Origin of the sequence: Parasphingorhabdus sp., from assembly GCF_039977335.1 — a bacterium.
In the GTDB taxonomy this organism is placed as follows: Bacteria; Pseudomonadota; Alphaproteobacteria; order Sphingomonadales; family Sphingomonadaceae; genus Parasphingorhabdus.
The window spans coordinates 1,008,496-1,032,312 of record NZ_JBDWDI010000004.1 but is presented as its reverse complement, the minus strand read 5'-3'; the positions used below and the strand labels follow the sequence as shown (position 1 = coordinate 1,032,312).

19 protein-coding genes and 1 tRNA gene are annotated in these 23,817 nt (G+C 52.2%); 14 read left to right on the top strand and 6 right to left on the bottom strand.

Annotation, left to right across the window (positions count from 1 at the left end; genetic code table 11):
* Positions 1-43 precede the first annotated feature (43 nt).
* From ABJM21_RS12210 to ABJM21_RS12200, 3 genes are all read left to right on the top strand, one after another.
* Positions 44-1,477, top strand: coding sequence for a sodium-dependent transporter (locus ABJM21_RS12210; RefSeq protein ID WP_348302516.1), 1,434 nt, complete (start codon positions 44-46; stop codon positions 1,475-1,477).
* 3 nt (positions 1,478-1,480) lie between these two features.
* Positions 1,481-1,684, top strand: a complete 204-nt coding sequence (gene yacG, locus ABJM21_RS12205) for a DNA gyrase inhibitor YacG (RefSeq protein WP_348302515.1) — start codon at positions 1,481-1,483, stop codon at positions 1,682-1,684.
* Between the two features lie 99 nt (positions 1,685-1,783).
* Positions 1,784-1,859, top strand: a tRNA-Phe gene (locus ABJM21_RS12200).
* A gap of 209 nt (positions 1,860-2,068) precedes the next feature.
* On the opposite strand, the gene ABJM21_RS12195 is transcribed toward ABJM21_RS12200, so the two are convergent.
* From ABJM21_RS12195 to ABJM21_RS12185, 3 genes are read right to left on the bottom strand one after another with little or no spacing between them, the layout of a single operon-like run.
* Entirely contained in the window at positions 2,069-3,685 is a 1,617-nt protein-coding gene (locus tag ABJM21_RS12195; RefSeq protein ID WP_348302514.1) for a recombinase family protein, read from the bottom strand.
* Complete coding sequence (locus ABJM21_RS12190) at positions 3,678-4,136, bottom strand: DUF2924 domain-containing protein (protein WP_348302513.1); 459 nt, start codon at positions 4,134-4,136, stop codon at positions 3,678-3,680. Before ABJM21_RS12190 ends, ABJM21_RS12195 begins: the two co-directional genes overlap by 8 nt.
* Positions 4,133-4,378, bottom strand: a complete 246-nt coding sequence (locus ABJM21_RS12185) for a DUF3489 domain-containing protein (RefSeq protein WP_348302512.1) — start codon at positions 4,376-4,378, stop codon at positions 4,133-4,135. The genes ABJM21_RS12190 and ABJM21_RS12185 overlap by 4 nt, the downstream gene beginning before the upstream one ends.
* A 130-nt stretch (positions 4,379-4,508) precedes the next feature.
* On the opposite strand from ABJM21_RS12185, the gene ABJM21_RS12180 reads away from it, so the two are divergent.
* The gene (locus tag ABJM21_RS12180) at positions 4,509-4,799 is read left to right on the top strand and encodes a hypothetical protein (RefSeq protein WP_348302511.1); all 291 of its coding nucleotides are present in this window, start codon (positions 4,509-4,511) and stop codon (positions 4,797-4,799) included.
* Between the two features lie 191 nt (positions 4,800-4,990).
* Here the strand turns inward: ABJM21_RS12180 and ABJM21_RS12175 are convergent, their stop codons facing one another.
* Positions 4,991-7,006: a hypothetical protein gene (locus ABJM21_RS12175; protein WP_348302510.1), complete on the bottom strand. Its 2,016-nt coding sequence runs from the start codon at positions 7,004-7,006 to the stop codon at positions 4,991-4,993.
* 41 nt (positions 7,007-7,047) lie between these two features.
* On the opposite strand from ABJM21_RS12175, the gene ABJM21_RS12170 reads away from it, so the two are divergent.
* On the top strand, positions 7,048-8,811 hold the full coding sequence (locus ABJM21_RS12170; RefSeq protein WP_348302509.1) for an alpha/beta hydrolase: 1,764 nt from the start codon (positions 7,048-7,050) through the stop codon (positions 8,809-8,811).
* A 171-nt stretch (positions 8,812-8,982) separates the two neighbouring features.
* Here ABJM21_RS12170 and ABJM21_RS12165 read toward each other — a convergent pair whose 3' ends face one another.
* Positions 8,983-9,693 (bottom strand): AraC family transcriptional regulator, encoded by a 711-nt coding sequence (locus tag ABJM21_RS12165; RefSeq protein ID WP_348302508.1) that lies wholly within the window; start codon positions 9,691-9,693, stop codon positions 8,983-8,985.
* A gap of 155 nt (positions 9,694-9,848) precedes the next feature.
* Here ABJM21_RS12165 and ABJM21_RS12160 point away from each other — a divergent pair, with 155 nt between their 5' ends.
* From ABJM21_RS12160 to ABJM21_RS12145, 4 genes are read left to right on the top strand one after another with little or no spacing between them, the layout of a single operon-like run.
* Positions 9,849-10,790, top strand: a complete 942-nt coding sequence (locus ABJM21_RS12160; RefSeq protein ID WP_348302507.1) for a dihydrodipicolinate synthase family protein — start codon at positions 9,849-9,851, stop codon at positions 10,788-10,790.
* Between the two features lie 15 nt (positions 10,791-10,805).
* A complete protein-coding gene (locus ABJM21_RS12155; RefSeq protein WP_348302506.1) occupies positions 10,806-11,735 on the top strand; it encodes a proline racemase family protein in 930 nt (309 codons plus the stop codon).
* 2 nt (positions 11,736-11,737) lie between these two features.
* On the top strand, positions 11,738-12,994 hold the full coding sequence (locus tag ABJM21_RS12150) for an FAD-dependent oxidoreductase (protein WP_348302505.1): 1,257 nt from the start codon (positions 11,738-11,740) through the stop codon (positions 12,992-12,994).
* Positions 12,995-13,033: 39 nt separating this feature from the next.
* A complete protein-coding gene (locus ABJM21_RS12145; RefSeq protein ID WP_348302504.1) occupies positions 13,034-14,470 on the top strand; it encodes an aldehyde dehydrogenase family protein in 1,437 nt (478 codons plus the stop codon).
* Positions 14,471-14,589: 119 nt separating this feature from the next.
* Here the strand turns inward: ABJM21_RS12145 and ABJM21_RS12140 are convergent, their stop codons facing one another.
* Positions 14,590-15,222 carry a tyrosine-type recombinase/integrase gene (locus ABJM21_RS12140; RefSeq protein ID WP_348302503.1) on the bottom strand — a complete coding sequence of 211 codons (633 nt, stop codon included), beginning with the start codon at positions 15,220-15,222 and terminating at the stop codon, positions 14,590-14,592.
* A 252-nt stretch (positions 15,223-15,474) separates the two neighbouring features.
* Here ABJM21_RS12140 and ABJM21_RS12135 point away from each other — a divergent pair, with 252 nt between their 5' ends.
* The 5 genes from ABJM21_RS12135 (at position 15,475) to ABJM21_RS12115 (ending at position 23,816) form a co-directional block, all read left to right on the top strand.
* Entirely contained in the window at positions 15,475-16,350 is an 876-nt protein-coding gene (locus ABJM21_RS12135; protein ID WP_348302502.1) for a LysR family transcriptional regulator, read from the top strand.
* 211 nt (positions 16,351-16,561) lie between these two features.
* Positions 16,562-19,702, top strand: a complete 3,141-nt coding sequence (locus ABJM21_RS12130) for a TonB-dependent receptor (protein WP_348302501.1) — start codon at positions 16,562-16,564, stop codon at positions 19,700-19,702.
* Positions 19,702-20,985: a M14-type cytosolic carboxypeptidase gene (locus ABJM21_RS12125; protein WP_348302500.1), complete on the top strand. Its 1,284-nt coding sequence runs from the start codon at positions 19,702-19,704 to the stop codon at positions 20,983-20,985. Before ABJM21_RS12130 ends, ABJM21_RS12125 begins: the two co-directional genes overlap by 1 nt.
* Positions 20,986-22,584: an amidohydrolase family protein gene (locus ABJM21_RS12120; RefSeq protein ID WP_348302499.1), complete on the top strand. Its 1,599-nt coding sequence runs from the start codon at positions 20,986-20,988 to the stop codon at positions 22,582-22,584.
* Entirely contained in the window at positions 22,578-23,816 is a 1,239-nt protein-coding gene (locus tag ABJM21_RS12115; protein WP_348302498.1) for a dicarboxylate/amino acid:cation symporter, read from the top strand. Before ABJM21_RS12120 ends, ABJM21_RS12115 begins: the two co-directional genes overlap by 7 nt.
* Position 23,817 lies beyond the last annotated feature (1 nt).

The following is a 23,817-nucleotide window of genomic DNA, read 5'->3' as shown; positions in this document are numbered from 1 at the left end:
TAGGCCGCTTAGACGGTGCGTATAGATTACAGGGGAGTTTATCATGGCAGGATCAGCAGCACCGGGCGGAGAAGGCTGGTCGTCGAGATGGGCCTTTGTGTTGGCAGCGGTTGGTGCCGCGGTTGGCCTTGGCAATATCTGGCGGTTCCCAACGCTGGCTGGTGAAAATGGCGGCGGCGCATTCGTGCTCGTCTATATCGGCTGCATCGTCCTGATTGGCTTGCCCATGGTTCTCTCCGAGATATTAATTGGTCGCCATGGACGCAGCGACGCCTATCACAGTGTGGTCAAAGTAGCTGAAGACTCGAATGTCAGCAGAAACTGGGGGATTTTTGGCGGTATTGGGATACTGAGCGCTTTTCTAATTCTCACTTTTTATAGTGTCGTGGCTGGTTGGGTACTTTACTATGTCGGCGTGATGGGCGGCGATTTTCTCGGCGCGCTCTTTTCCGGCAACCCGTTTGCCGGTGCCCTCGCTTCTGAAAATCCGGAGTCCATACCGAGCAGAATGACCGATCTTTTTGGCAATGTCCCGTTGTTACTAGGCATGCACACGCTTTTCATGGCGATCACTATCTGGATCGTGGCGCGAGGCGTCACTGATGGAATTGAAAAAGCGGCAACCTATCTGATGCCGACATTTTTCGTCCTTCTGGTGGTAATCACGATCTATGGTGCCTTTACCGGCGAATTTGCGAAAGCGGTGGCCTTTCTGTTTACCCCGGATTTCAGCAAACTGACGCCATCGGTCATAAATGACGCGCTGGGGCAGGCCTTGTTTTCGATGAGCGTCGCATCCGCGGCCCTGATCACCTATGGCGGTTATGTTTCCAAGGACACCAAGCTGGCTCCGACCGCTGGTATGATTGCCTTCGCCGATACTGGCGTTGCGCTTCTGGCGGGCTTGATGATTTTCCCAATTGTTTTTGCAGTGGGCTTGGATGCTGCCGCTGGACCGACCTTGGTTTTTCAGTCGCTACCGATTGCTTTCCACACCATGCCGGCCGGTTCTTTGGTCGGACTATTATTTTTCGTCCTGATCTTTTTTGCTGCCCTGACCAGCTCGATATCCTTGTTGGAAGGTGTGGTCGCTTGGGCGATGCGCAAATTTGAGTGGCGCCGGGCCACGACCGCCTGGCTGTTTGGCGGTCTGGTGTTTCTGGTCGGGATTGCTTGTGCGCTTTCGCTGAATGTCTGGAGCGATGTCCGGTTGCTCGGCTTCTGGCCAATGTTTGAAGACAAGAATATTTTCGACACGATTGATGACCTTGTTTCTAAAATATTGCTGCCGACAACCGCCTTTCTGACGGCTGTATTCATTGGTTGGCGCGCGGACAAAAAGCTGGTCGAGGCGGAAACAGGGCTGGAAGGTGCCGTCTTCAGCATTTACCGCTTCTTGGTGGCGTGGTTGGCGCCGATCGGCGTGTTGTTGATTTTTGTGTTCGCGGTATTTCCTAATCTGGTCGGCCAAGGATAAACGGTGGCTGGCGCAAAAGAATCGAAATGTCCGGTGTGCCGCAAGCCCAAGTCGTCGGATTTCGCACCGTTCTGTAGTGCCGGCTGCAAAGATCGTGATTTACTGCAATGGCTGGGCGAGGGGTATAAAGTCCCCGGACCCGCGGTTTCACCGGATCAATTGGCCGATCATTTTTCAGGAGAAACAGGCCGCGACGGTGAGTCCTGAAGCGGCATTGAAAAACGGCCACTTTTAGGGTGGACAAGCCATGCAACCCCCGCCTATAGCGACGCTTCAAATTCGGTGGGAACATTCAACTCACCTGTTGCCCGAATAGCTCAGTTGGTAGAGCAAGCGACTGAAAATCGCTGTGTCGGTGGTTCGAATCCGCCTTCGGGCACCACTTTTTTCCTGAGTTTCTGGTGTCTCCAAGTCTCCTCGTGGAGTCCTGATTTAGTGCCGGTATTCCGGTGGGTTAGCTAAGGTTGATGTTGGAAGCTGGCTACCAGAGACCATTTGTCCGTGCCAATATGCGGCCAAAATGACCGATGATCTCGATGGGCTGAAACGCTGGCACCAGATGCACTTTTAGAAATAGGAGGATTTTGGGGTCTATTTGAACCCAAACATGGCACGTTGGGAACCCCAGCAAAGAGGCAGGCTTCCGATCCGCAAGATCTTCCGGCCGGTCAAATTAACTGGCTGAGTTCCATCGATAATGGATGAGATGATATCCGGAGCCAGATAACTAAGACGGGTGAGCTGTTGCAGATGCCGTTTGCTATACTCGGATAGCATGGGTGAAGGGATGCCTCGAACCATCTGATCTTGTGCTGCGAAAGCGTGAGCAATCAATCGAAGCAAAACGGGATCGGGATCGCGTTTCGCCAATCCTTCGCCGGCAGCGATAACCAGTTTCAGATCGCGTCCTTTGCTAACGAGCTTCGCATTGATTGAGATAGCAACTGTTTGATCCTGGTCCGGAGGTGTAAATTCAATACCGATTGAGCTTTCATTAACAGATACACTGGCATTAAAATCGATCAACATTTGGTATTGCTCGGAAATGCTCATGTCGGGCAAAGAGTCAGCGATGACTTCATGTTTTTCTATAGTTTGTGACAGGATCTCAGCGGTTTCCTGTGCATCAGATTCCGCAGAGTTGAGTTTCTTGGATATTGCACTAATTACCAGTCGTTCGATCTCTCCAGCGGGCATTCGCCATTTGTCTGATTTGTCTCCAGGCGGAGTGCGTGTGACGTAGTAGCGGAAACGCTTCGAACCCTTTTTCGCATGCGTAGGTGTCATTGGTTTACCATCCGGATCGGTTATCATGCCGGTCAGTAAACTAGGATTGCAGCTCTTCTTTCCCAACGCGTTGTCACGCCTGTTTTCAGCAAAAACAGATTGGACCAAATCGAAAACCTTGTGTGAGATGATCGGGCTGTGCTCTCCATCGTAGATTTTGTCTTTATGCCGAACTTTCCCCACATAGATCGGGTTTTTGAGCAGATGCGTCAAAGTACCGGTTTTGAAATGGATGCCGCCAACTGCGCGCCCGCTCTTCCAAGTTCGAGTTCTGGTTTTGATATCTTTGACAGCGAGTTCATCGACAAGCTGCGGGACTGACTTCAGTTCAACATAACGCTGGAACATGTGCCGGACAGTCTCTGCTTCTGCTTCGTTGACGACCAACTGGCGCTCTTCCACCTTATATCCGTATGGGACACCGCCGCCCATCCACATGCCCTTCTTTTTGGATGCCGCTACTTTGTCGCGGATGCGTTCACCGGTTACCTCGCGTTCAAACTGGGCAAAAGAAAGCAGGACATTAAGGGTCAGTCTTCCCATGCTGTTTGTTGTGTTGAAGCTTTGAGTGACACTGACGAACGATGCTTCATTCTCATCCAGTATTTCTACAATCTTGGCAAAGTCGGCGAGGCTCCGGGTTAGACGATCAACCTTGTACACTACAATGATGTCGACCTTGCCGGCTGTCACATCATCTAGCAGTTGTACAAGGGCAGGACGCTTCATGTTCCCACCGGACCAACCACCATCGTCATATAGCTCGTGGACTGCATCCCAACCTTCACTAGCCTGGCTTAAGATATAGGCAGCGCACGCTTCTCGCTGCGCATCCAGACTGTTAAAATCCTGTTCCAGACCATCTTCTGTGGATTTGCGAGTGTAGATGGCACACCGCTTCCGTTTTGCTCGCTCAACCATTGGCTAACGCCTTTGGTTTATATTCGCTTCGGTTCTTCAATCCGAAGAAACGAGGACCGGACCAATGGGCACCAGTTATCTCGCGGGCGATATGGCTCAGGCTTGCATAATGACGGCCGTCAAACTCAAAGCCATCATCGCAAACAAGCACGTGATAGCTCTTACCGTTCCACGATCTGACAAGTCTTGTCCCAATCTTGAGTGATATCGCATGCATGTGACCAGCTTTGCCTGTTCGCTCGACGCGCTTGCGAAGGCGCTCGATCTCGCGTTCGGTAGCACCAGTCAGGCTACCATGAACACGTTCTTGCAAGCGGTTGGCAATCCCCCGTCGGAGCAGGTCCGGTCCGATATCGGGTGCTGGTGTTTTGAACGTGTCACGCCAGGCCGATCGCAACTGGGCAGGCGGCATTACCATGAGATCCGCCAAACGGTTATCCGGCTTGGTCATGCTGATCCTTCGGCGTCGGTGTCGCTTGGGTTTTGTGTGATGCGGTAGGCCGTCCCATCATCGCCGCGCTGTTCACGTGCGAACACATAGCCTTTCTTGCGCAGGCCGGTTAGAAATGCGCGGATGCTGTGTTGCTGCCAATTTGTTGCTTTGCATATCTCATCGAGAGTAGCGCCTTTCGCTCGCGATAGCAGCGTGATGACCTTTGCGGACTTGGTTTGTGGTTTGGTTTTTGATGACATCGAAGGTCTCCAGTTTGGCGCTGGTACTTCCAACGCTTCCACTGACCGGAGCCGCGGATCGCTTTTAAGAGCGGGCGGCCCGTCGCAATTGATGTTTGCGACACCAACAACAATGCTCGAACACACTCCTATGTCCAGTTGTTTATTCGAACAAATCGCAAAGCTGCATGTGGACTTCCGTAAAAAGTCGAGCATGGGTAAGGGCATGGCTGATGACGACGAAATTAACCCGATCAAAGTGCGAACCGGCCTATTTGCCTTGATCACGGCAAGACTTGAAGATGCCAATGAAATCGCAGTTAAGGGGCAAGCCGCTAACCTCGGTAATCTCGATGTCAGCGGCTTGGTCATTGAACTGCGTTCGCTGGTCGACGAGATCAATGTTCAACTAGATGCAATTGAATTGATGAATAGTCGTTAGCGTCAACTATTGGGCCGTTAGCGGCCTGCTTGCTTTTGGAGCCGTTCAGCTGATAGCCGACATTCAGCTGCGACTAAACAACGAGCATTGCAACGAGCATTGCAACTAGCTTTTTTCAAACTCAGCTTCGCGCTGATGCAGGCATGTTCTCTCTGCTAACAAGTGTCACCTCAACGCAAAGACGACCCTGCTTATTTAAACCAGTCAACAACCGATCTAACAAACGGGATTCGTCTGACGATCCTCTCCGTCACAGCGCCCTTCACGGCTTCATAATAGCCTCGGCTCGAAATAGTCCGCTCAAGCGCTTTGGCATGCCCCAGTGCCCGGTTTATTGCGTTAGGATCACCCTTAATGGCGTTGGTGACTTCCTTAAGAGCATTGGACGCATGGGTGAAGCCGCTGGCAGATTGCTGCAATATTGCGGCTGAGGTCTGAGCTGGAATATCCAATGCTGGAGAAACCCCGGCCGTCGTCGCGGGAATGGTGCTGAGATCACGCAGACCATTCATTAGTTGCTGACCTGTCTTGTCTTTTGGGTTGCCTGCCAGTCCAGCGATACCCTTGAGCGTAGTCAGGCCCTTGGTCAGCCGTGACATATTGGTTTTAGCATAGGCCCCTGATGGATTGCCGATATCATCACGCAGTCTCGAGCCATTGGTGGCAATCAAAAGCATGTGAGCAGCGATCTTGCTGTCGTAGTCATTGTTTGCAACAGGCTGTGCCAGATGCGCTCCCTGTGCGACAAGATAGCTGGCAAGTGCCGTGATTTCCTCTCTGCTGGCCTGTCCTGATTCTATTGCGCCCAATGTTTGCAGAAATTCCGGATTGTTGGTAAGCTCGTCCCTTTCTAGCAATAGCTGCATCAGGTTCGCTGTGTCCCTTGCTTCTTGCGAGTATTGACCTTTGGCGCGCAGCCGCTCGATTATTCCCGGCAGTTCCTCCAGCCGCTCAAACTCATTGCCAGGGCGGCTCAATCGATAAATCTGTCCGTTCAACTGACGGATAGTTTCATCAAGCGCTGCTAAATTGGGCCGGACCAATTTCCCGCGATGCCAATTCAGACGATTCCCAAATCCAGTTGTACCGCCGAGTTTGCCTGATTTCTTTTCAAGAAATATAACACTGTTAGAGTTGAACCATTCATCCTGTCCAAATATCTGACCAGGTCTACGGCGGGGATCTTTGGGAGAAAACCTTCCAGCAACAATGCCGCTGTGGCTCCAGGTTGCGTTGGGGTTAAGCTGATGGCTGGTATCGCGAATGCCGCGTAGCAGTTTCATGCTCGGCTGATAGCCTTTCTGTGCCATTTCTTTGGTAATGGAGACAAGGTAGCCTGATATCGTACCGTCGCTTTCCAATCTGAACCGCAGCACCGAATTTGTAGTTCCACCATTCCAGGCTGTGTAGACCCAGTCGCCTAACAACCACGCGGAGTTTTCACTGATCTGTCCCAGCCGGTCAGCTTCAAAATCTGTGGTCGAGACCGGTTCCGGGGTATCCGGTGCCGGTTGGCTGAACGGCGGCAGGCTGACGGTTTCACCGCCACGGTCTAAATCGCCTGTTCCGACTTTTTCCTTGCATTTTGACACGCGTTGAAACGCGGCGCGATTATAGGCTCCCTTTGCAGTCTTGAGTTCTTTTTCGGCCTGTTTGACCGTGACGGTGGTAAAAGAACCGCTCAGCTTCGCACTGGCCAGCTGCTTTTCGTACATTGTGACGATCGCTTTGAATTTTGCCAAAAGCTCGTCGGCTTCCTTTTTCTTACACTGCTTCTTTAAGGTAACTATCCGATATTCCAATGTAGCAGGATCACAGGCGTTGATCAGGTCACCTTGGTACTGACCAACAAGATTATTAGCATTGCCAAAATCATCGAATCGCTGCCGAGCCTGCTTTATTCTATCTTCGTCTTTCACTTTTGCTATTTGCAGATCTTGAATCTTCTCCAACGCACGCGAGTAACTTTCAAATTGCAGTTTCCGTTCGACTTTAAGCTCCGCTGTCAGCAGTTTGTAGTCGCCGAGGTTGCAGCTTTTCGTTGCGGCGTTCACACGCTTTTCAAAGTTGCGTTTAACACGACGAAAGGCGGGCCCTCCGTTGTTAGCCGCCGGTTGCGCAACAAGTTGTTGCTGGAGTGGCTCAAAGGATACTGGAACCGACGCGACGAGAGCGAATATTCCAATTGTCAGCCAAATGCGGATCATAGCCTGTCTCCTATCCGTGTCGATTTCTAAACAGCTGTAAAATGATCCTGCTGGCTCGTCATACACCATATGGTGTATGCGGTTTTCTGGAGGGCGGCTATTGTGGCGATATGTCTGTAAAATTCGAACTGGATGATGAAGAGCTGAGATTGTTGGAGGCCAGCTACCGGCTGGTTTCCGATGCGAGCGCATTTGATGACGTGGTCGCGCATTGGGCGCGCCGTCTCGATCGTGTTGATTCTAACAAGCTGGATGATATCGAGCACCCGCTTTTGAGTATGCATATGCAGGCTGTTTCCGACATGCTGGAGAAATCTAGTGAAGACCAGGCAAATGATCCCATCGAGCAGGTGATCAGTTCCGTCACCAGCCCGGCGACTGTATTTAGCAGCGGTAAAAGAGTTGCGGCCGTAAACGAAAGAGCGGTGACGGCTTGGGGTTTGAAACGAGGTAGAACCGCAAACACCGATTGGATCGACCCTCTATCGCATGCGTCGTTTGAACAGATGTTGCGAGGTGCCACAATCGCTGGCAACCAGCAGCATTCTATTATTCGTACAATCGACAAGGACGGTGGTAGTGGTATTGCGGAAATCTATAGCCTGCTCGAAGACGGCCAGAAGGGAATGGTCGCAGTTCGTGCAATAGAACTGACTTGGTCGTTTCGTGTTTCCAATATGCTTGAAGAAGCATTCGGGCTGACCGAAGCCGAGATAGATGTCTGTCGATTGCTGATGGAACTGCGAGACACCAAACTGATAGCAGGCCAGCGAGGATCGTCCTTTAACACCGTTCGGGCACAGCTTCTCACCATTTTTGAAAAAACGGAGACCAAATCGCAGGTCGATCTTGTCCGCCTGTTGGCAATGATCTCGCAGCGACTGAATCACGATTTTGGCGGAAGCAGTGCCGAGTGGGAAGATCCGTTGGGCCGTGAAGAAATTTTCCTAGACAAGAATGGACGGGCAATTGCCTACAGCTGGGCCGGCGATCCGGACGGCCGACCGGCATTATTCAGCCATGGACTTGCGACTGGATATCTGCTTCCGGATGAAGGGATGCGGGCCCTAAAAAAACATAACATCAAGCTGTACTTGATCAGCAGGCCAGGCTTCGGAAACAGCGATCCGGCACCGCTTGATGAAAATATCCAGGTCAATGCCGATGCAGTCATAGCGCTTTCTCGCCATCTGGATATAGACCGTTGGATAGTGATGGGACAGGGATCTGGCTCGCTTCCCCTGTTTCGCGCGCATTCCAATCCGGCATCGGCAATTGCTGGAATAGCGTGCATCGGCATCTATTTTCCATTTACAAAGAAAATGCGCTTTGAAGACTATTCGAACACCAGGAAGGTGGCGTTACGCCTTGCGTCGGCGTCACCAAAATTTGCCGATTTAATGGCCAAGATATCTTACCGCTCAATGCGCGCAAGTGGGCCGGAATTCATTGTGCGTTCCATCTACAGCGAATGCGAGGTCAATGATGCTTTGCTTAACGATCCCGATTGTCGTGCATTTGTTCGCGCCGCTTATTCAATGCTTTCTGTCCATAAACATCATGCGCTGGCTGCAGATCTGCGGATGCTGACATCCGATTGGGCGACTGACCTTGAAAATTGCAAGATACCGGTAAGATATCTTCACGGCACGAAGGATCCAGCAAACCCGGTGGCGGCGGTCGAGAAATTTATCGCATCGCGTCCAAATATGGGGCTGGATATTGTGGAAGGTGGCGGAGAGTTACTTTTCTTCAGTCATTCAGAGCTGCTCGTTAACACGCTTGCCGAAATGATGGACCTTTGACGTCCGCTTTGGGGATGTTGCGAAATCCATATGAAAGTCCGAAATTGGGGCGCACTGCTGAATGGCCGCTCTGACCAAATCAGGAAGTTCAACAATTGGGCCGATGGCGGAATGTCTTCTATCCGGTGGCGGCCTATCAAAGCTGCCGTTAGGTAGATGACCCAACTACAGTCATACAGCGATCATTCGAAACTTCTTAGGCGTTAGATTTGTCGCCTGTCTGAACTGACGCGTGAAAGAGCTTTGATCGCTATACCCAGCTTCGAGGGCAATTTCGGCGATTGGAAGGTCAGTTTCGCGGAGCAGCCTTTGCGCTCGATCTACGCGCTGCTTGATGATCCATTGTCCAACATTAAGTCCGTAGATTTGCTGGAAACGTCGGTTCAATTTGAACTGCGACATGCCGGTTCTCTCCGTCATCTGTATGACCGACGGGGCGTCTGGAAAGCTGGTCAGCACCCACTCAACTACACCTGCCACATCGTCATATTCACTGCGCGATACGTTGGGAGATTGTAGATCTTTCGAAATGCCGACGACGCCGACGATATTGCGTTGATCATCGAAAGCCGGTTGCTTTGCGGTCAAGCACCAGCCAACCATTCGGTTCGGATAGACGTGCATTTCCAGTCGTTGCTCTATGGGTTGACCTGTTCGCACAACCGATCGGTCCTGCTTTTCGTAGCTGCTACCCAACTGCTTGCCCAGTATTTCAGATGGCAAGCGGCCGATCAGCTGCGCTTTGTCCGTGCGACCGGACCGTTCGACAAGCGTCGTATTCACAGCTTTATACCGGCCTGCGATATCCTTCTTAAAGAAAACGACGTCGGGTAAATGGTCGAACAGGATAGCAACCATGCTTAGAGGAAGCGTCTCTCGCATGAGACACTCTATGCCAGAAATATACCAAAATTCAAGTTTGTAATCAATCAACTGGCAAGACCCTCAGAACCGATGCGCGTAAGGAAGCTCCATCACCTTGCGCCATCGCTTCGCGGTTTTGGTGCATTATTTTGCAAGTTCGGAGACAGCGCATTATGCAAACAAACACCATTTTTTCCGGTTGTATGCCGGCCCTGATGACACCCTGTGACGCGGACGGAACGATCGATTTTGACGCACTAGTGCGCAAAGGCACCGAGCTCATCGAAGCAGGGATGGACGCCGTCATTTATTGCGGTTCTATGGGCGATTGGCCGCTATTAAGTGATGAGCAGCGGATGGAAGGCGTTGCGCGCCTATGCGCAGCCGGCGTCCCTGTGATAGTCGGTACCGGCGCACAAAATTCTGTCCGTGCGGTTGCTCTGGCGCGCCACGCACAAGAGGTCGGGGCGTCTGGGCTGATGGTTATACCTCGGGTACTTTCGCGCGGAATATCCGCTGCTGCACAGCGGAGGCATTTTACCGATATTCTGAACGCAGCACCTGATCTTCCCGCTGTGATTTATAACAGCCCCTATTATGGTTTTGAGACTAAGGCAGACTTATTCTTCTCTCTGCGAAGCGAGCACAAGAATCTCGCTGGATTCAAGGAATTTGGCGGCGCAGAATCGATGCGTTATGCTGCGGAGAATATTACTTCTGCAGATCCCGGTGTTGCGCTGATGGTCGGTGTCGATACGCAGGCTTTTCACGGCTTTGTGAATTGTGGGGCCGATGGAGCAATTACCGGAATCGGTAATGCTTTGCCACGTGAAGTGCTGCGCCTGGTAGAACTGTGCCAGCAGGCCGCAGCCGGTGACGCCAAAGCCCGGGTACTGGCATGGGAATTGGACAAGGCCATGCATGTCCTTGCCACCTTTGATGAAAGCCCCGATCTCGTTCTGTATTACAAGCATTTGATGGTGCTCGAGGGATCTCCTGAATATATGCATCAATTTCACTCGTCGGACCGATTAAGTCCGTCGCAACAAGCCTATCTCGAAGCGCAATGGAAGCTGTTCCGTACATGGTGGGACAGCTGGCCCGGCGCTGTTTAGCCGGAGGCTGTGTAGATGCGCATTATCGACTCACATACCGGGGGACAGCCGACCCGAGTCATCGTCGATGGTAGACCTGATCTGGGATCTGGCTCGTTGGCAGAGCGCCGTGAATTGCTTGCTCGGGACCATGATGAATTGCGTCAAAGGAGTATTCTTGAACCCAAATGTTCGGACGCGATGGTTGGCGCTCTGTTATGCCAATCTCCCAATCCGGATTGTGCTGCTGGTGTGATCTTCTTCAACAATACCGGATATCTAGGGATGTGCGGCCACGGTACAATCGGGTTGGCAGTCACGCTCGCTTATCTGGGGAAGCTGAGTCAGGGGTCGCACCTGATTGACACGCCAAGCGGAGTAGTGCGGGTCGATTTGAACGGGCCGAATGAGGTAACGGTTGAAAATGTCCCGAGCTACTGTTTCCGCAAAAGCGTGGAGCTAATGGTTAGCGGGCTTGGCAAGGTTACCGGTTCAATCGCCTGGGGCGGGAATTGGTTTTTTCTGGCCGATAGCGCACCTTTCACTCTGTCGCGCGACAACATCCCGCAGCTCACCGATGCAGCGAGCAAGATTAAACATGCGCTTGTGGAGCAGTCTATATTTGGCGCGGATGGCGGAGAGATCGATCACGTTGAGTTCTTTGGTCCCGGGCAGAGTTCAGACGCCAACAGCCAGAATTTTGTTTTGTGCCCGGGCATTGCCTATGACCGTTCGCCTTGCGGTACCGGCACCAGCGCAAAGATTGCTTGCCTTGCCGAAAAGGGCCAGCTCGCGCCCGGTGAAGCGTGGGTACAAGAAAGCATCATGGGAAGTCATTTTCGCGGCTCATATCGGTTCGATGAGGAAGGCCGTGTAATTCCGTCGATTGCCGGAACGGCCTATGTGATTGCGGATGCCAAGCTGGTCCATCAGCCTGGCGATCCCTTCGCCAGAGGCTTTGGTTGAAGATGGACCGCAATTCAGAATCGGTTGTTGTCATTGGCGGCGGTGTGATTGGGATCGCTTGCGCGCATTATCTCAACAAAGCAGGCTATTCCGTTACCGTTCTGGAAAGCGGTAATCTCGCAGCAGCCTGTTCCTATGGCAATTGCGGCTATATCTGCCCCAGTCATGTTTTACCGCTGGCAACGCCGGGTGCGCTTCGCGAAGGTATGATGTCGCTGTTCGATCCGTCCGCGGCATTCCGGATTAAGCCGCGCCTTGAGGCGCCCTTCATTCGATGGCTCTGGCAATTCGCAAAGCGCTGCTCGACGCGCCAAATGTTGGAAACCGCCGAGCATCTAAATACCATTCTGGAGTCTTCGGCAGCGGAATATCGCCGCTTGTTGGTAGATGAGATCAACGGAACAGAATACCGTCAGTCTGGTCTTTTCTACGCCTTCCAAACCACCAAGGCGGCTGAGGAGTTCTCGGTGAACACGCGGACCGTGGCGGCACAGCTTGGCGTCCGGTCCAGCTGGATTGATGGTTCTGACCTCAGGGATTTCGATAAAGCACTCAAGCCCGACTTGGCCGGAGGGGTGCTATTCCCTGATGATGCCAGCTTGCGGCCTGATCGGCTGACTGAGCAATGGGTCGCCATGCTCAAAGACAGAGCTGTGGTGTTTCGTGAAGGTGTACGCTTCTTGGGTGCGATACGATCAGGGCGGCAGATAACCGCGATTGAAACCTCTGAAGGTCTGATGGAGGCCGATCACATTGTCCTGGCTGCGGGTGCTATCAGCGGACGCATGGCCAGACATTTTGGTGCGGCTTTGCCCGTCGAACCGGGCAAGGGTTATTCGATTACTTTAGATCGACCAGCGCAGTCGCCGCGTGTTCCTATGTTGTTTTCTGAACATCATGTGGGTATCACGCCATTCGACAGCGGCTTCCGAGTTGGATCGATGATGGAGTTCATTGGTTTCAACACGTCGATTCCACGCCGCCGCCTAGATCAGCTGCGCGCTTCCGTATCGCATTATCTGACTGATGATCTACCCAAATCCAACGTCGAACAATGGTACGGCTGGCGCCCGATGACATGGGATAGCTTGCCCATTATTGGCGCCATGCCGGGTACGGACAATGTCTGCCTCGCCACCGGGCACAACATGCTGGGTCTGACGCTTGCCCCTGCGACCGGGAAGCTGGTCGCGGAGTGTGTTCAAGGCAAAACTCCGCATATCGACCCCACCCCATATTCCGCAGCACGCTTCTGTTGAAGCGAGTTAATTACAATCAAACAAGAGAAGAGAGTTCACATGTCAGTTCACAATAATTTTATTGCCGGTGAGTGGATCGGTTCCGGTGACCAGATCGCCAATATCAACCCTTCCGATACGAACGATATTGTCGGCGAATATGCGCAGGCGGACCGCGATCAGGTGAGTCAGGCGGTCGATGCCGCCTATGCCGCTTCCGCCGGTTGGGCGCAAAGCGGGACCCAGCAACGTTTCGACTTCCTCGATGCCATCGGCACAGAAATCCTCGCGCGCAAGCAGGAATTAGGCACTTTGCTGTCGCGTGAAGAGGGCAAGACATTGGCCGAGGGGATAGGAGAGGTCGCGCGCGCAGGACAGATATTCAAATATTTCGCCGGTGAAGCGCTAAGGAATGCAGGTGAGTTAATCCCATCGGTGCGACCTGATCTGAGCGTGGAAGTTTCCCGCGAGGCGGTTGGGCCGATAGCGATCATCACGCCGTGGAATTTTCCGATTGCCATTCCCGCATGGAAAATCGCACCAGCACTGGCATTTGGTAACACAGTGGTCTTTAAGCCCGCAGAACTAACGCCAGGTAGCGCGTGGGCGTTGACCGACATTATTGCTCGTTCGGGCGTGCCAGAGGGCGTGTTCAACTTGGTGATGGGCCCTGGTGCCGAAATCGGAGAACTACTGCTAAACGACCACCGCATCCGTGCCGTCAGCTTCACCGGATCGACCGACACCGGACGCATTGTGGCCGGAGCCTGCAGCGGTCGCAACGCCCGCTACCAGCTTGAGATGGGCGGTAAGAACCCTCTCGTCGTTCTGAACGATTGCGATCTCGACAACGCTGTCAATTGCGCGCTGAACGGAGCCTTCTTCTCAACCGGTCAGCGCTGCACCGCGTCGTCAAGGCTGATTGTTGAGGAATCGATCCATGACGCATTCGTTGCGGCCTTCGTCCAAAAAATGGAAGGCTTGGTGATCGGGGACGCTTTGGTCGAAGGGACGGATATCGGCCCAGTCGTGGATCAAACTCAGTTGAACAAGAATCTCGAATATGTACAGATTGGCAAAGAAGAAGGCGCTGAGCTACTGACAGGCGGCGAAGTGTTGGAGCGGGAGAAGCCCGGTTTCTACCAGAGGCCTGCTCTGTTCATCGATACGGACAATTCGATGCGTATCAATATGGAAGAGATTTTTGGGCCAGTCGCCTCGGTGATCAAGGTCTCGAACCTTGATGAGGCGATGCATCGTGCCAATGATACCCAGTTTGGGCTGTCGGCCGGCATTTGCACATCGTCATTGCGCTCGGCCGCGCGTTTCAAACAAGAAAGTCAGGCGGGCATGGTCATGATCAATGCGCCAACGGCCGGTGTTGATTACCACGTTCCCTTCGGCGGCACGAAAGAGTCCAGCTTCGGGCCGCGCGAGCAAGGCGGCTATGCACGCGATTTCTACACAACAGTAAAAACGGCATACACTCAGACATGAAAATTGCCTTCAACGAGATGTGAGGCGGTTTGCGGTCGAAAATTGTGAGCTTGGGTGAAAGGTCTGGTTCCACCCCCATAGTGGACGCCAGCCACAATCAGGCTGGCACCCAGTATCAGTCAAATTTCAGTCTTCTCAGCCAAAGTCAGCGCATCTTCGATATCGGCGCCGAGATAGCGAACGGTATTCTCTAGCTTGGAGTGACCCAGCAAGATCTGAATTGCCCTGAGGTTACCAGTAGCCTTGTAGATGATCGACGCCTTTGTTCGGCGAAGCGAATGCGTCCCGTAATCTTCGGATCGCAATCCAATTGCCTCGACCCATTCATCAACGAGTCTCGCATATTGGCGAGTACTCAAATGCCTTGCTTGGTCAACACGGCTCGGAAAGACATAGTCTTCCACTGAACCACCTCTACGTTCCAACCAGACAAACAGGCTTTCACGGGCATCGGATGCAATTTCAAATTGAACCGGCCGTCCTGTCTTGCGTTGCGTAATCGCGGCTCGCTTTCGGATGTCGGGACCATTGACGAGATCACCGATCTTGAGTTCAACCAGGTCACAGCCCCTGAGCTTGCTGTCGATAGCCAAATCAAACAGCGCCCGATCACGAATACGCTTCTCTCTATCCAGAAAGAACCGGATCGCCCATATCTGTTTCTGATTGAAAGGTCGTTTGGGGCCAATCTTGGCTCCAAAATTCCAAGGCACACGGTTTTGTGCTGCTGGATCGAACTGTGAGTATGTCATTTGCTTTCTCCTTGGCCGGAATGGCCTCGAAGAACGTCCGCTTTCAACTGCTAAGAAATTGGGTCACTACGACCGAAACTGGGGCGCAAAGCGGTCGTAGGGCAACGGTTAATAATTTATCTTATGTTGAAGGGGAGGGTGCGAATGTCCGCAATATACCCAAAGCGGACGTTTTTTGTTTTCTAGACCTGTTTGTCTGACGACTTCTGTTTGCCAGTTGAACTCCAATCCAATTCAGGCCAAACATCGTTCATGCGATTGCGACAAATCGAAATTTTTTACTATGTGTATCGCGCTGGGTCGATAAGCGGTGCAGCAAGGGAGCTCCATGTTTCCCAGCCTTCAGTAAGCAAAGTCTTGCGTTATGCCGAAGATCAACTTGGTTTTGATCTGTTTACCAGACAAAAAGGTCGTTTGTATCCGACTCCAGCAGCACATGAACTTTATGATGAAATAAAGGATATTTATCGCCGGATATCGTCGTTCAATCGAACTGCGAATAATATTCGTAATCGCAAGGGTGGCCACATTCGCTTTGGCGTTCTACCTTCGCTTAGTCTTTCGGTAGCGCCAGACGCGATCTCAAGGCTGCGCAAGGTCAATCCGGACTTAAGTTTCGAACTCACCACCCTGCATTCGGACGAACTTGCTTCTGCTTTGATCGAAAAGAAATGTGATATTTGTATCGGCTTTGAGGATATTCATGACGAACGCATCGACGTGCAACAACTTGCGCAAGGACAGCTTGTTCTGGTTGCCGACAAAGACCTAGAAAAAGAAGCACGCAAGATTGATCTTTCCGTTTTGGATGGAGCTGATTTTATTGGGATGAAAGCGAGTGGCCCGCTTGCCGATTTGCTATCCGATGCGTTGGAGCAAGAGGATATCGCGCCGCTCGAAGTAGTGACAGCGCACACCTATTATCTCGCGCTTGCCTTGGTGCAAAAGGGTGTGGGCCTGGCGGTCACTGACGAGTTTACAGCCTATTCGCCGCTCGGTTCCGATCTGTACAAATATCGTTTGGCCGAGGTTCCGCAATTTCCGATTTGCGCTCTATCCCTCGCCGATCATCAACAGCTGGCATTGATCAAATCCTGCATCGTCGAGCTGGAAGCTGTTTTAGGCTGATCGGCCGACCGAATCTACCGCACCCGCAAGCCTCCTGAAACACCGAGCTATAGCCTCTTGTTATGACCTGACGCGAAGTTATTGGGCATCGAAAGGTTGTAATATGCCACGTTTTCATGTCACATCCTTGTAAAGTCACCACAGAATGTGATTTCGGTAAAATGTTATGCGCCGCCAGGTATATGTTGGGCGGCAATTCAGGGAGAGGGACATGCTAATTTCACACAAAAAGATTTGTGCGCTGCTGTGCACAACCGCAATGGTTTCCGTTGGCTCAGGGAGTGCTTTTGCGCAAGATACGGCCGCGCAGGAAGCAGCGGCTGACGATGAAAATGTCATTGTTGTGACGGGTACGCAGATCAAGGGTGCGAAGATTGACGACGTACTGCCGGTTACCGTGCTGAATGAACTAGCGATTGAAACCACCGGGGCTTCGTCTGGTGATGAATTGTTTCGCGCCATTCCGCAAGCGGGAGCGGTAGCGTTTAACGATCAAAGCACTGTTGGCGGCGTTAACGGCGCACGCGGCGACATTGCCTCGATTAACCTGCGCGCTTTGGGAACCGGTAACACATTGCTGTTGATCAACGGTCGCCGGATGGTTCTCAATCCCGGTTTTCAGACCGAACTGTTTGTTCCAGTTGTTTCTCCAGACACGAACACTATTCCTCCTGGAGGTGTTAGGCGTGTTGAGGTGCTCAGAGATGGTGCTTCCGCTGTATATGGTGCCGATGCCGTTGCTGGTGTGGTCAATACGCATTTGAAAGACAAGCTGGATGGCGGATTTCTCCGTGCAAACTATCGCGCGTCAACAGGTACAAGTTTATATAGTTCCAGCATTCGTGGCGGCTATGGTTTTGATTTTAACGAGGGCCGTACCAATTTGACGCTTTACGGATATTATTTCCATGAAAATGGAGCGCCTGCGACTATCCGTGACTATGCACGCAACTCCGACCGGCGTGGTTTCTTTTCCGGCACCGACTTCGATGGTGATACTCAGCTCGATAACCGCTCGACAGATTCGCCCTTTGGTCAATTTGACATTCAAGCCTCTCGCAACGCGACCTTGATTGGCGATGACGATTTCTTCACCCAACCGGACACATTTTCGGGTTGTAATATAGATTTGGGCGGCGGCATTTGCGCGAATAGTGGAACAACAATTTCTCGCGACATTCGCTATGATATTGCGGCGGAGCGTCAGCTGTTTTCGGAAAAAGATCGCTATAATGTCCAAGCCTTGTTCAGTCACGAACTGAGCGATGCGGTGGAGTTCTATTTTGAAGGTTCTTATTATCGTTCTGAGTCAAATAGAAACTTGGAACAACGATCAAACTTAAACGCGCAGCCGATCGGGATTTTGGCGACCGCTTTTTACAATCCGTTTGGCGCAACCACATTGCCAGACGGTTCGCCCAATCCCAACCGGCTTCCGGCGGCTTTGATTCCTGGAATTGGTGCGGGCGGCGCGGATGTCCAGTTGGAAGATTATCGTCCGGTTGATATTGGGCAGAGGAATATCTCGGTTAACAAAGACACTTTCCGTATTGTCGCTGGTCTCGAAGGCGATCTTTGGGGCTGGGACTTTGATACCGGCTTCGTTTATTCTGAAGCCAAAACTACCGACCTAACGCGCAACCGTTTTTCACTGACCGGGCTGCAGGATGCGATCAACCGTACCGATGCGACGGCCTATAATCCATTCAACGGCGGGTGCTTGCCAACAGCGACAACAACACCCAATAGTGGTGATTGTACGCCGAGTGTGGAAAGTGCATTGGATGCAGCGCGCATCGATGTTTCTCGTATTGGCAAAACGTCACTAGCGTTGGCGGACTTCAAAGTTTCCAAGCCGGACTTATTTGCGTTGCCAGGTGGTGATGTGGGCGTTGCGCTCGGCGTCGAGTTCCGCCGTGAAACTTTTAGCGACGATCGCGACGATCGACTAGATGGCACAATCAGTTTCACCAACGCGATAACCGGCGACGTAGTAGGTGTTACCAATCCAACAACAGGGATTGTAGCGAGTAGCGACGTCGCAGGATCGAGTCCGTCACCCGATACCAATGGTAGTCGAGAGGTTTACTCCGGTTTTGCAGAGGCCTTCATCCCGCTTGTATCAGAAGATATGGATATTCCGCTGATCAGCGAACTGAATCTTCAACTTGCAGGACGGTTCGAACATTTTTCCGACATCAGCGAAACCACTGTTGTCCCAAGAGCCGCGCTATCCTGGACACCCGTCCAGGGTATCATTCTCCGCGGAGCGTGGTCGAGAGGTTTTCGAGCACCAAACCTAGTACAGGTGAACGATACCGGCACAACGCGGTCCAATAGTGAAATACACGCCGTTGAATGTGTCGCGGAAATCCTGTCGGGCGCAGAGGATGATGTCGGGGATTGTGGCACATCGGGCACGATTGACTTCCGTACAGGTGGCAACAATCTTGAACCGGAGAAAACAGAGAGCATCAACCTAGGCGTCGTGTTCTCACCTGAATTCATTCCGGGCCTTACACTTACCGCCGACTACTGGCGCGTTCGGCAAGACGGGATTGTCGGTATTTTTGGCGGCCAGAACGCAATATTGCTCGATCTAAACGAGCGCTTGCAAGGCAGAAGCAACCCGAATGTTGTTCGCGCGGCACCCGATGCGGATCAAATCGCGCTTTATGCTGGAACGGGTATTCTCCCAGCAGGTGACATTATTCAGGTTTTGAACCCGTTTCTCAATCTCGATAGCCGTGTGACAAAAGGTTGGGATTTTGGTTTCTTCTATGATTTAAGAGACACTCCGATTGGAGATTTCAAGTTCAGCGTTAATGCCGCACGCCTAAATTCCTTCAACCAGACACCAAGTGCAGCTGGGTTACCTCTGATCAATGATCTACCCGACCTCTTGGCTGCAATTCCTGCTAGTGCCGTTAGCGGAAGCGGTAATCTCCTTACCGCTGGTGACATAACTTCTTTGGCCCCTGAAGGCTTTGGGGAACAGCTGAGACTAAATGGCCGTCCGAGATGGCGTCTAAGTGGTTCGATCAACTACAAATCAGGTCCGGTAAACGTCAATCTATTTGGTCGATATGTAGGTAGAGTTTTCGATACGAGCGTCTCACAGAACACAACCGGTGATTTCCTGCCGGTTGATGACTGGTTCGTGATGAATGCGTCGGTCAGCTATACGATTGAAGATACCGGAACCGCTCTCGATGACACGCGCATCAAATTCGGTTTCAACAATATCTTCAATGAAGACCCGCCCATTGCTGACCAGAGTTTCGGCTTCTTTAGCTCTCTACACAGCGCGAGGGGACGCCAGTTCCTGTTTGAAATTCAGAAGAAATTCTGATGCGGAATATGAAAGGGGAGGATGCCTATGTTTCTCCCCTTCATTTTCGGCAATTCAAAGCCATGAGAAACGCTCCAACCACCCTCGGCTTGCTGCTCAGCTCTTTGGTTCTGTCAGGTTGTGCGTCAACGGTCGAAACAGCGAATGTCGAACAGCCGGCACAGTCCAAATCTCTCTGCCAAACGTCTCTGGTGAAGCTTGATACCGATTTTCCGACCGGGAATATCGCATCCTGTAAAGCGTCGGGGAAAACACGTTTCGATATCACGCTTGCGCCTGAAGATGCGCCGCCGATCAATTGCAGTGCCTGGTATGCTTTTCGCCTTACCCCTTCGCGTGCAGGAACAGTTACTGTGAATCTGACTTATGAAGCCTGTGGGCATCGCTATTGGCCCAAGGTCAGCGAAGACGGTGTGAAGTGGGACTATCTGCCTAAGAAAAATGTTGTGGTCGAGGAGGTAGACGGGGTCAAACAGGCATGGATCAAGGTCCAACTCGGTGCCAACCCTGTCTTTGTCGCCGGGCAAGAAATATTCGCTCCATCCACCTATCAGACATGGCTTGACCAGGTGTCCAAATCGCCGGATGCAGCGCAATGGTTGCTGGGAAAATCTGCGGAGGGAAGAAATATCCCGGGGATGACCATCAAAGCCGCCGGATCAAAACCAAAAGAACAAGTGGTCTTGGTTGGCCGTCAACATCCACCGGAAGTGACCGGAGCATTGGCCATGCTGCCCTTTGTCGAGACGCTGCTTTCGGACGATCCGGTTGCGAAAAAATATCGAGCCCGTTTTGAAACGGTCATTGTCCCCATGCTGAACCCCGACGGTGTTGTCCGTGGTCATTGGCGCCACAATACGGGCGGGGTAGATCTCAATCGGGATTGGGGCCCCTTTACCCAGCCCGAAACAAAGTTGATGGATGGATTGCTTCGTAAGATTGAAGAAAATCCTGATCAGAAGCTACAGCTATTGCTAGATTTCCACTCCACGCAGAAGGATGTTTTTTATACAATCCCGGACGAATATCCAACCAACCCACCGCTGTTCATCCGCGATTGGTTAGCGCGTTATCAGGACCGTATGCCGGGCTATAATGTTAACCGCGATGCGAGGCACAGCGCGGATCGACCGATTTCGAAAGCCTATACTTACGAGACTTATGGCGCGCCGGCGGTAACCTTCGAAATTGGTGATGAGACTGATCGCGGGCTGATCAAGCGTATCGGCAAGGAATCAGCCATAGCGATGATGGAAACCCTGCTGGCCACGGACGCGCCCTGAATGGAGAAATTGTGGTACCGCGCGCTTTTGGTGGGTTCGGCAACGGCACTGCTGAATGCGTGCGTCGCGGTCCCTGCAGTTAAACCAGCCTTGTCTGCCGATCTGCTCATTGTAGGCGGGACCATTGTTGATGGCACAGGAGAGGATGGATATCCCGCAGATATGGCCATCAAAGGCGATAGAATCGTCTTTGTGGGGGATGCTCTGACCAGCAAAATCTCCGCAGATGAAACATTGAATGTCAGTGGCATGATAGTCGCGCCGGGCTTTATCGATCCCCATACCCATGCAGGTGGCGATTTAGATTCCGATGATGCCAGAAAGCGGGCCAATCTCCCCTTTGCTTTTCAGGGTGTTACCACAGTGATGGTGGGCAACGATGGTAATGGCGATACCGCCGTCGCGGCAAAAGCGAAGAAGGCCGCTGATCAGGGCATAGGAACCAATGTCACCTACATGGCGGGCTTTGGCCGTATTCGCAAAACCGTCATTGGCGATGAAAATCGTGCACCAACCGATGCGGAACTGGGCGCAATGAAGGCTATGATGGCCAGCGCCATGTGTGAAGGAGCACGCGGGCTGTCGGCTGGGCTTTATTATACACCGCAAAACTTCGCCAAGACAGAAGAGGTCATAGCACTGGCGAAAATCGCCGCAAAATTTGGCGGGTATTATGACACGCATATGCGTGATGAGAGCACTTACAATATCGGCTTGGAAGGTGCGCTCAGGGAAGCGATGGAAATTGGCAAGCAATCGGGCACGCCGCTGCATATCGCGCATATCAAGGCGCTTGGCCCAGCTGTTTGGGGGCATAGCGCCAAGATGATTGGCTTGATCGAGCAAGCACAGGCGAACGGTCAGAAAATTACGGCGGATCAATATCCCTGGCGTGCGTCGGGTACACGGATCAGCAATGCTCTGGTTCCACGCTGGGCGCTGGATGGCGGATTGTCTGGACTACGCAAACGGCTGCAGGACAATGTGTTGCGAGCTCGTATTCGGTCGGAAATGAGCCAGGGATTGAAACGGCGGGGCGGTGCAGAAGCATTGCTGTTTACTGGTTCTTTGGGGCAAGCGAATGTGTTGACGGGCATAACGCTGGCGCAATATGCTGCTGACAAAAGCCTTCATCCTCTCGATGCTGCCATAGAAATTCTCAAAAAGGGCGATAGCCGTGTTGCTTCTTTCAACATGAAGCCCAGTGATATCAATACCTTCGCATCGCGCGATTGGGTTGTAACTGGATCAGATGGTAGCGCGGGACATCCCCGGAAATACGCCAGCTTCCCAAAAGCCTATCGCGACTTTGTGCAAGACAAGAAGTTTATGTCACTTGCGCAGTTTGTCCGCCGTAGCAGCGGAAAAACCGCCGACATTTTGGGCCTGAAAGACCGCGGTTATCTGAAGGCAGGGATGGTTGCCGATATAGTTATTTTTGATCCGCAAAAATTCACGCCCGTTGCGACCTATCAAAATCCGCGACGGCTATCGAAAGGCGTGAAGCATCTTTTGGTCAACGGCGTACCGGTAATCGCCGATGGAAAGCATACGGGAGCATTGCCCGGCAAACCTTTGCTTAAGGAAAGTTCATGCTGAAATTCTGGTTCAACATTCCGTTATGGCAACGCGTTGTTGGCGCGCTCATTTTAGGAATTGTTGTCGGTCTCGCCTGGGGGCCGGGCGCAGAGACTATCAAATGGATTGGAGACCTTTTTATACGGTCGATCAAGATGCTGGTTGTTCCATTGATCTTTTTCTCGCTTGTGTCCGGGATCGCAGCCCTGGGCGATTTGAAAAAGCTCGGCAATGTAGGTGGGAAGGCGCTCTTGTTGTTTGTCACCACCGCGGCGATCTCGGTTTCCCTTGGCCTGACAATGGGCACTATTTTCCAACCTGGGTTGGGACTGGATATTAGCTTGCCAACAGATGTAGCTATACCGGAACCGGCCACAACATCACCAACCGAGATGATATTATCATTAATCCCGGAAAACCCGGTGATGACAATGGCGCAGGGACAAATATTACCGCTCATAATATTTGCGATGCTGTTCGGCATAGCGCTGCTTATGGCCGGAAAGGAAGCGGCGCCTTTGGTCCGCGCTGTCGATGCCGGTTCTGCGGTCATGCAAAAAATGACGATGCTGGTCATGGAGCTGACGCCATTTGGTGTGTTTGCGCTAATGGCCTGGGTCGCGGGGACGTTTGGCTTTGAAGCTTTGCTGCCGCTCGCGACAATGGTTGCTTTGAATTATGCCGGCTGCTTCATCATCATAATGCTGGTCTATCCGATCATCTTAAAGACGATCGCAAAGCTCCCAGTGATCGATTTTTTCCGCGGGATTGTTGACGCACAAGCAGTCGCATTTTCGACCGCTTCCAGCAACGCGGCACTGCCAGTCACTTTGCGCTGTGTGCAACGCAATCTCGGCGTTTCAAAGAGCGTTGCCAGTTTCACGGTCGCTCTAGGAGCGACCATTAATATGAACGGGACGGCCATGTATCTCGGTCTGGTTGCTCTGTTCGGCGCACAGCTTTATGGCATTGAGCTGACCTGGGTTTCCTATGTGCTAATCGGTTTAACGGCGACTCTGGGATCGGTCGGTGCGGCTGGAATACCCGGCTCGGGACTTGTTATGATGAGCCTCGTCTTGAGTTCAATCGGTGTCCCGCTTGAAACTATTGCTTTTGTCGCGGGTATCAATCACATCATGGATATGATGCGCACCATGACCAATGTGACCGGTGACGCAACTGTGGCAGTTGCGGTGGGCAGAATGGCCGGTGAAATTGATGTCGAGGAATATATTTCCGCTGACGATGTCTGAC

Coding starts and splice junctions, on each gene's coding strand:
- ABJM21_RS12145 (WP_348302504.1), top strand. CDS start 13,034: ATGTCAGTTCACAATAATTTTATTGCCGGTGAGTGGATCGGTTCCGGT.
- ABJM21_RS12150 (WP_348302505.1), top strand. CDS start 11,738: ATGGACCGCAATTCAGAATCGGTTGTTGTCATTGGCGGCGGTGTGATT.
- ABJM21_RS12170 (WP_348302509.1), top strand. CDS start 7,048: ATGATCCTGCTGGCTCGTCATACACCATATGGTGTATGCGGTTTTCTG.
- ABJM21_RS12140 (WP_348302503.1), bottom strand. CDS start 15,222: ATGACATACTCACAGTTCGATCCAGCAGCACAAAACCGTGTGCCTTGG.
- ABJM21_RS12125 (WP_348302500.1), top strand. CDS start 19,702: ATGCGGAATATGAAAGGGGAGGATGCCTATGTTTCTCCCCTTCATTTT.
- ABJM21_RS12185 (WP_348302512.1), bottom strand. CDS start 4,378: ATGTCATCAAAAACCAAACCACAAACCAAGTCCGCAAAGGTCATCACG.
- ABJM21_RS12160 (WP_348302507.1), top strand. CDS start 9,849: ATGCAAACAAACACCATTTTTTCCGGTTGTATGCCGGCCCTGATGACA.
- ABJM21_RS12165 (WP_348302508.1), bottom strand. CDS start 9,693: ATGCGAGAGACGCTTCCTCTAAGCATGGTTGCTATCCTGTTCGACCAT.
- ABJM21_RS12180 (WP_348302511.1), top strand. CDS start 4,509: ATGTCCAGTTGTTTATTCGAACAAATCGCAAAGCTGCATGTGGACTTC.
- ABJM21_RS12175 (WP_348302510.1), bottom strand. CDS start 7,006: ATGATCCGCATTTGGCTGACAATTGGAATATTCGCTCTCGTCGCGTCG.
- ABJM21_RS12115 (WP_348302498.1), top strand. CDS start 22,578: ATGCTGAAATTCTGGTTCAACATTCCGTTATGGCAACGCGTTGTTGGC.
- ABJM21_RS12210 (WP_348302516.1), top strand. CDS start 44: ATGGCAGGATCAGCAGCACCGGGCGGAGAAGGCTGGTCGTCGAGATGG.
- ABJM21_RS12120 (WP_348302499.1), top strand. CDS start 20,986: ATGGAGAAATTGTGGTACCGCGCGCTTTTGGTGGGTTCGGCAACGGCA.
- ABJM21_RS12190 (WP_348302513.1), bottom strand. CDS start 4,136: ATGACCAAGCCGGATAACCGTTTGGCGGATCTCATGGTAATGCCGCCT.
- ABJM21_RS12195 (WP_348302514.1), bottom strand. CDS start 3,685: ATGGTTGAGCGAGCAAAACGGAAGCGGTGTGCCATCTACACTCGCAAA.
- ABJM21_RS12135 (WP_348302502.1), top strand. CDS start 15,475: ATGCGATTGCGACAAATCGAAATTTTTTACTATGTGTATCGCGCTGGG.
- ABJM21_RS12130 (WP_348302501.1), top strand. CDS start 16,562: ATGCTAATTTCACACAAAAAGATTTGTGCGCTGCTGTGCACAACCGCA.
- ABJM21_RS12155 (WP_348302506.1), top strand. CDS start 10,806: ATGCGCATTATCGACTCACATACCGGGGGACAGCCGACCCGAGTCATC.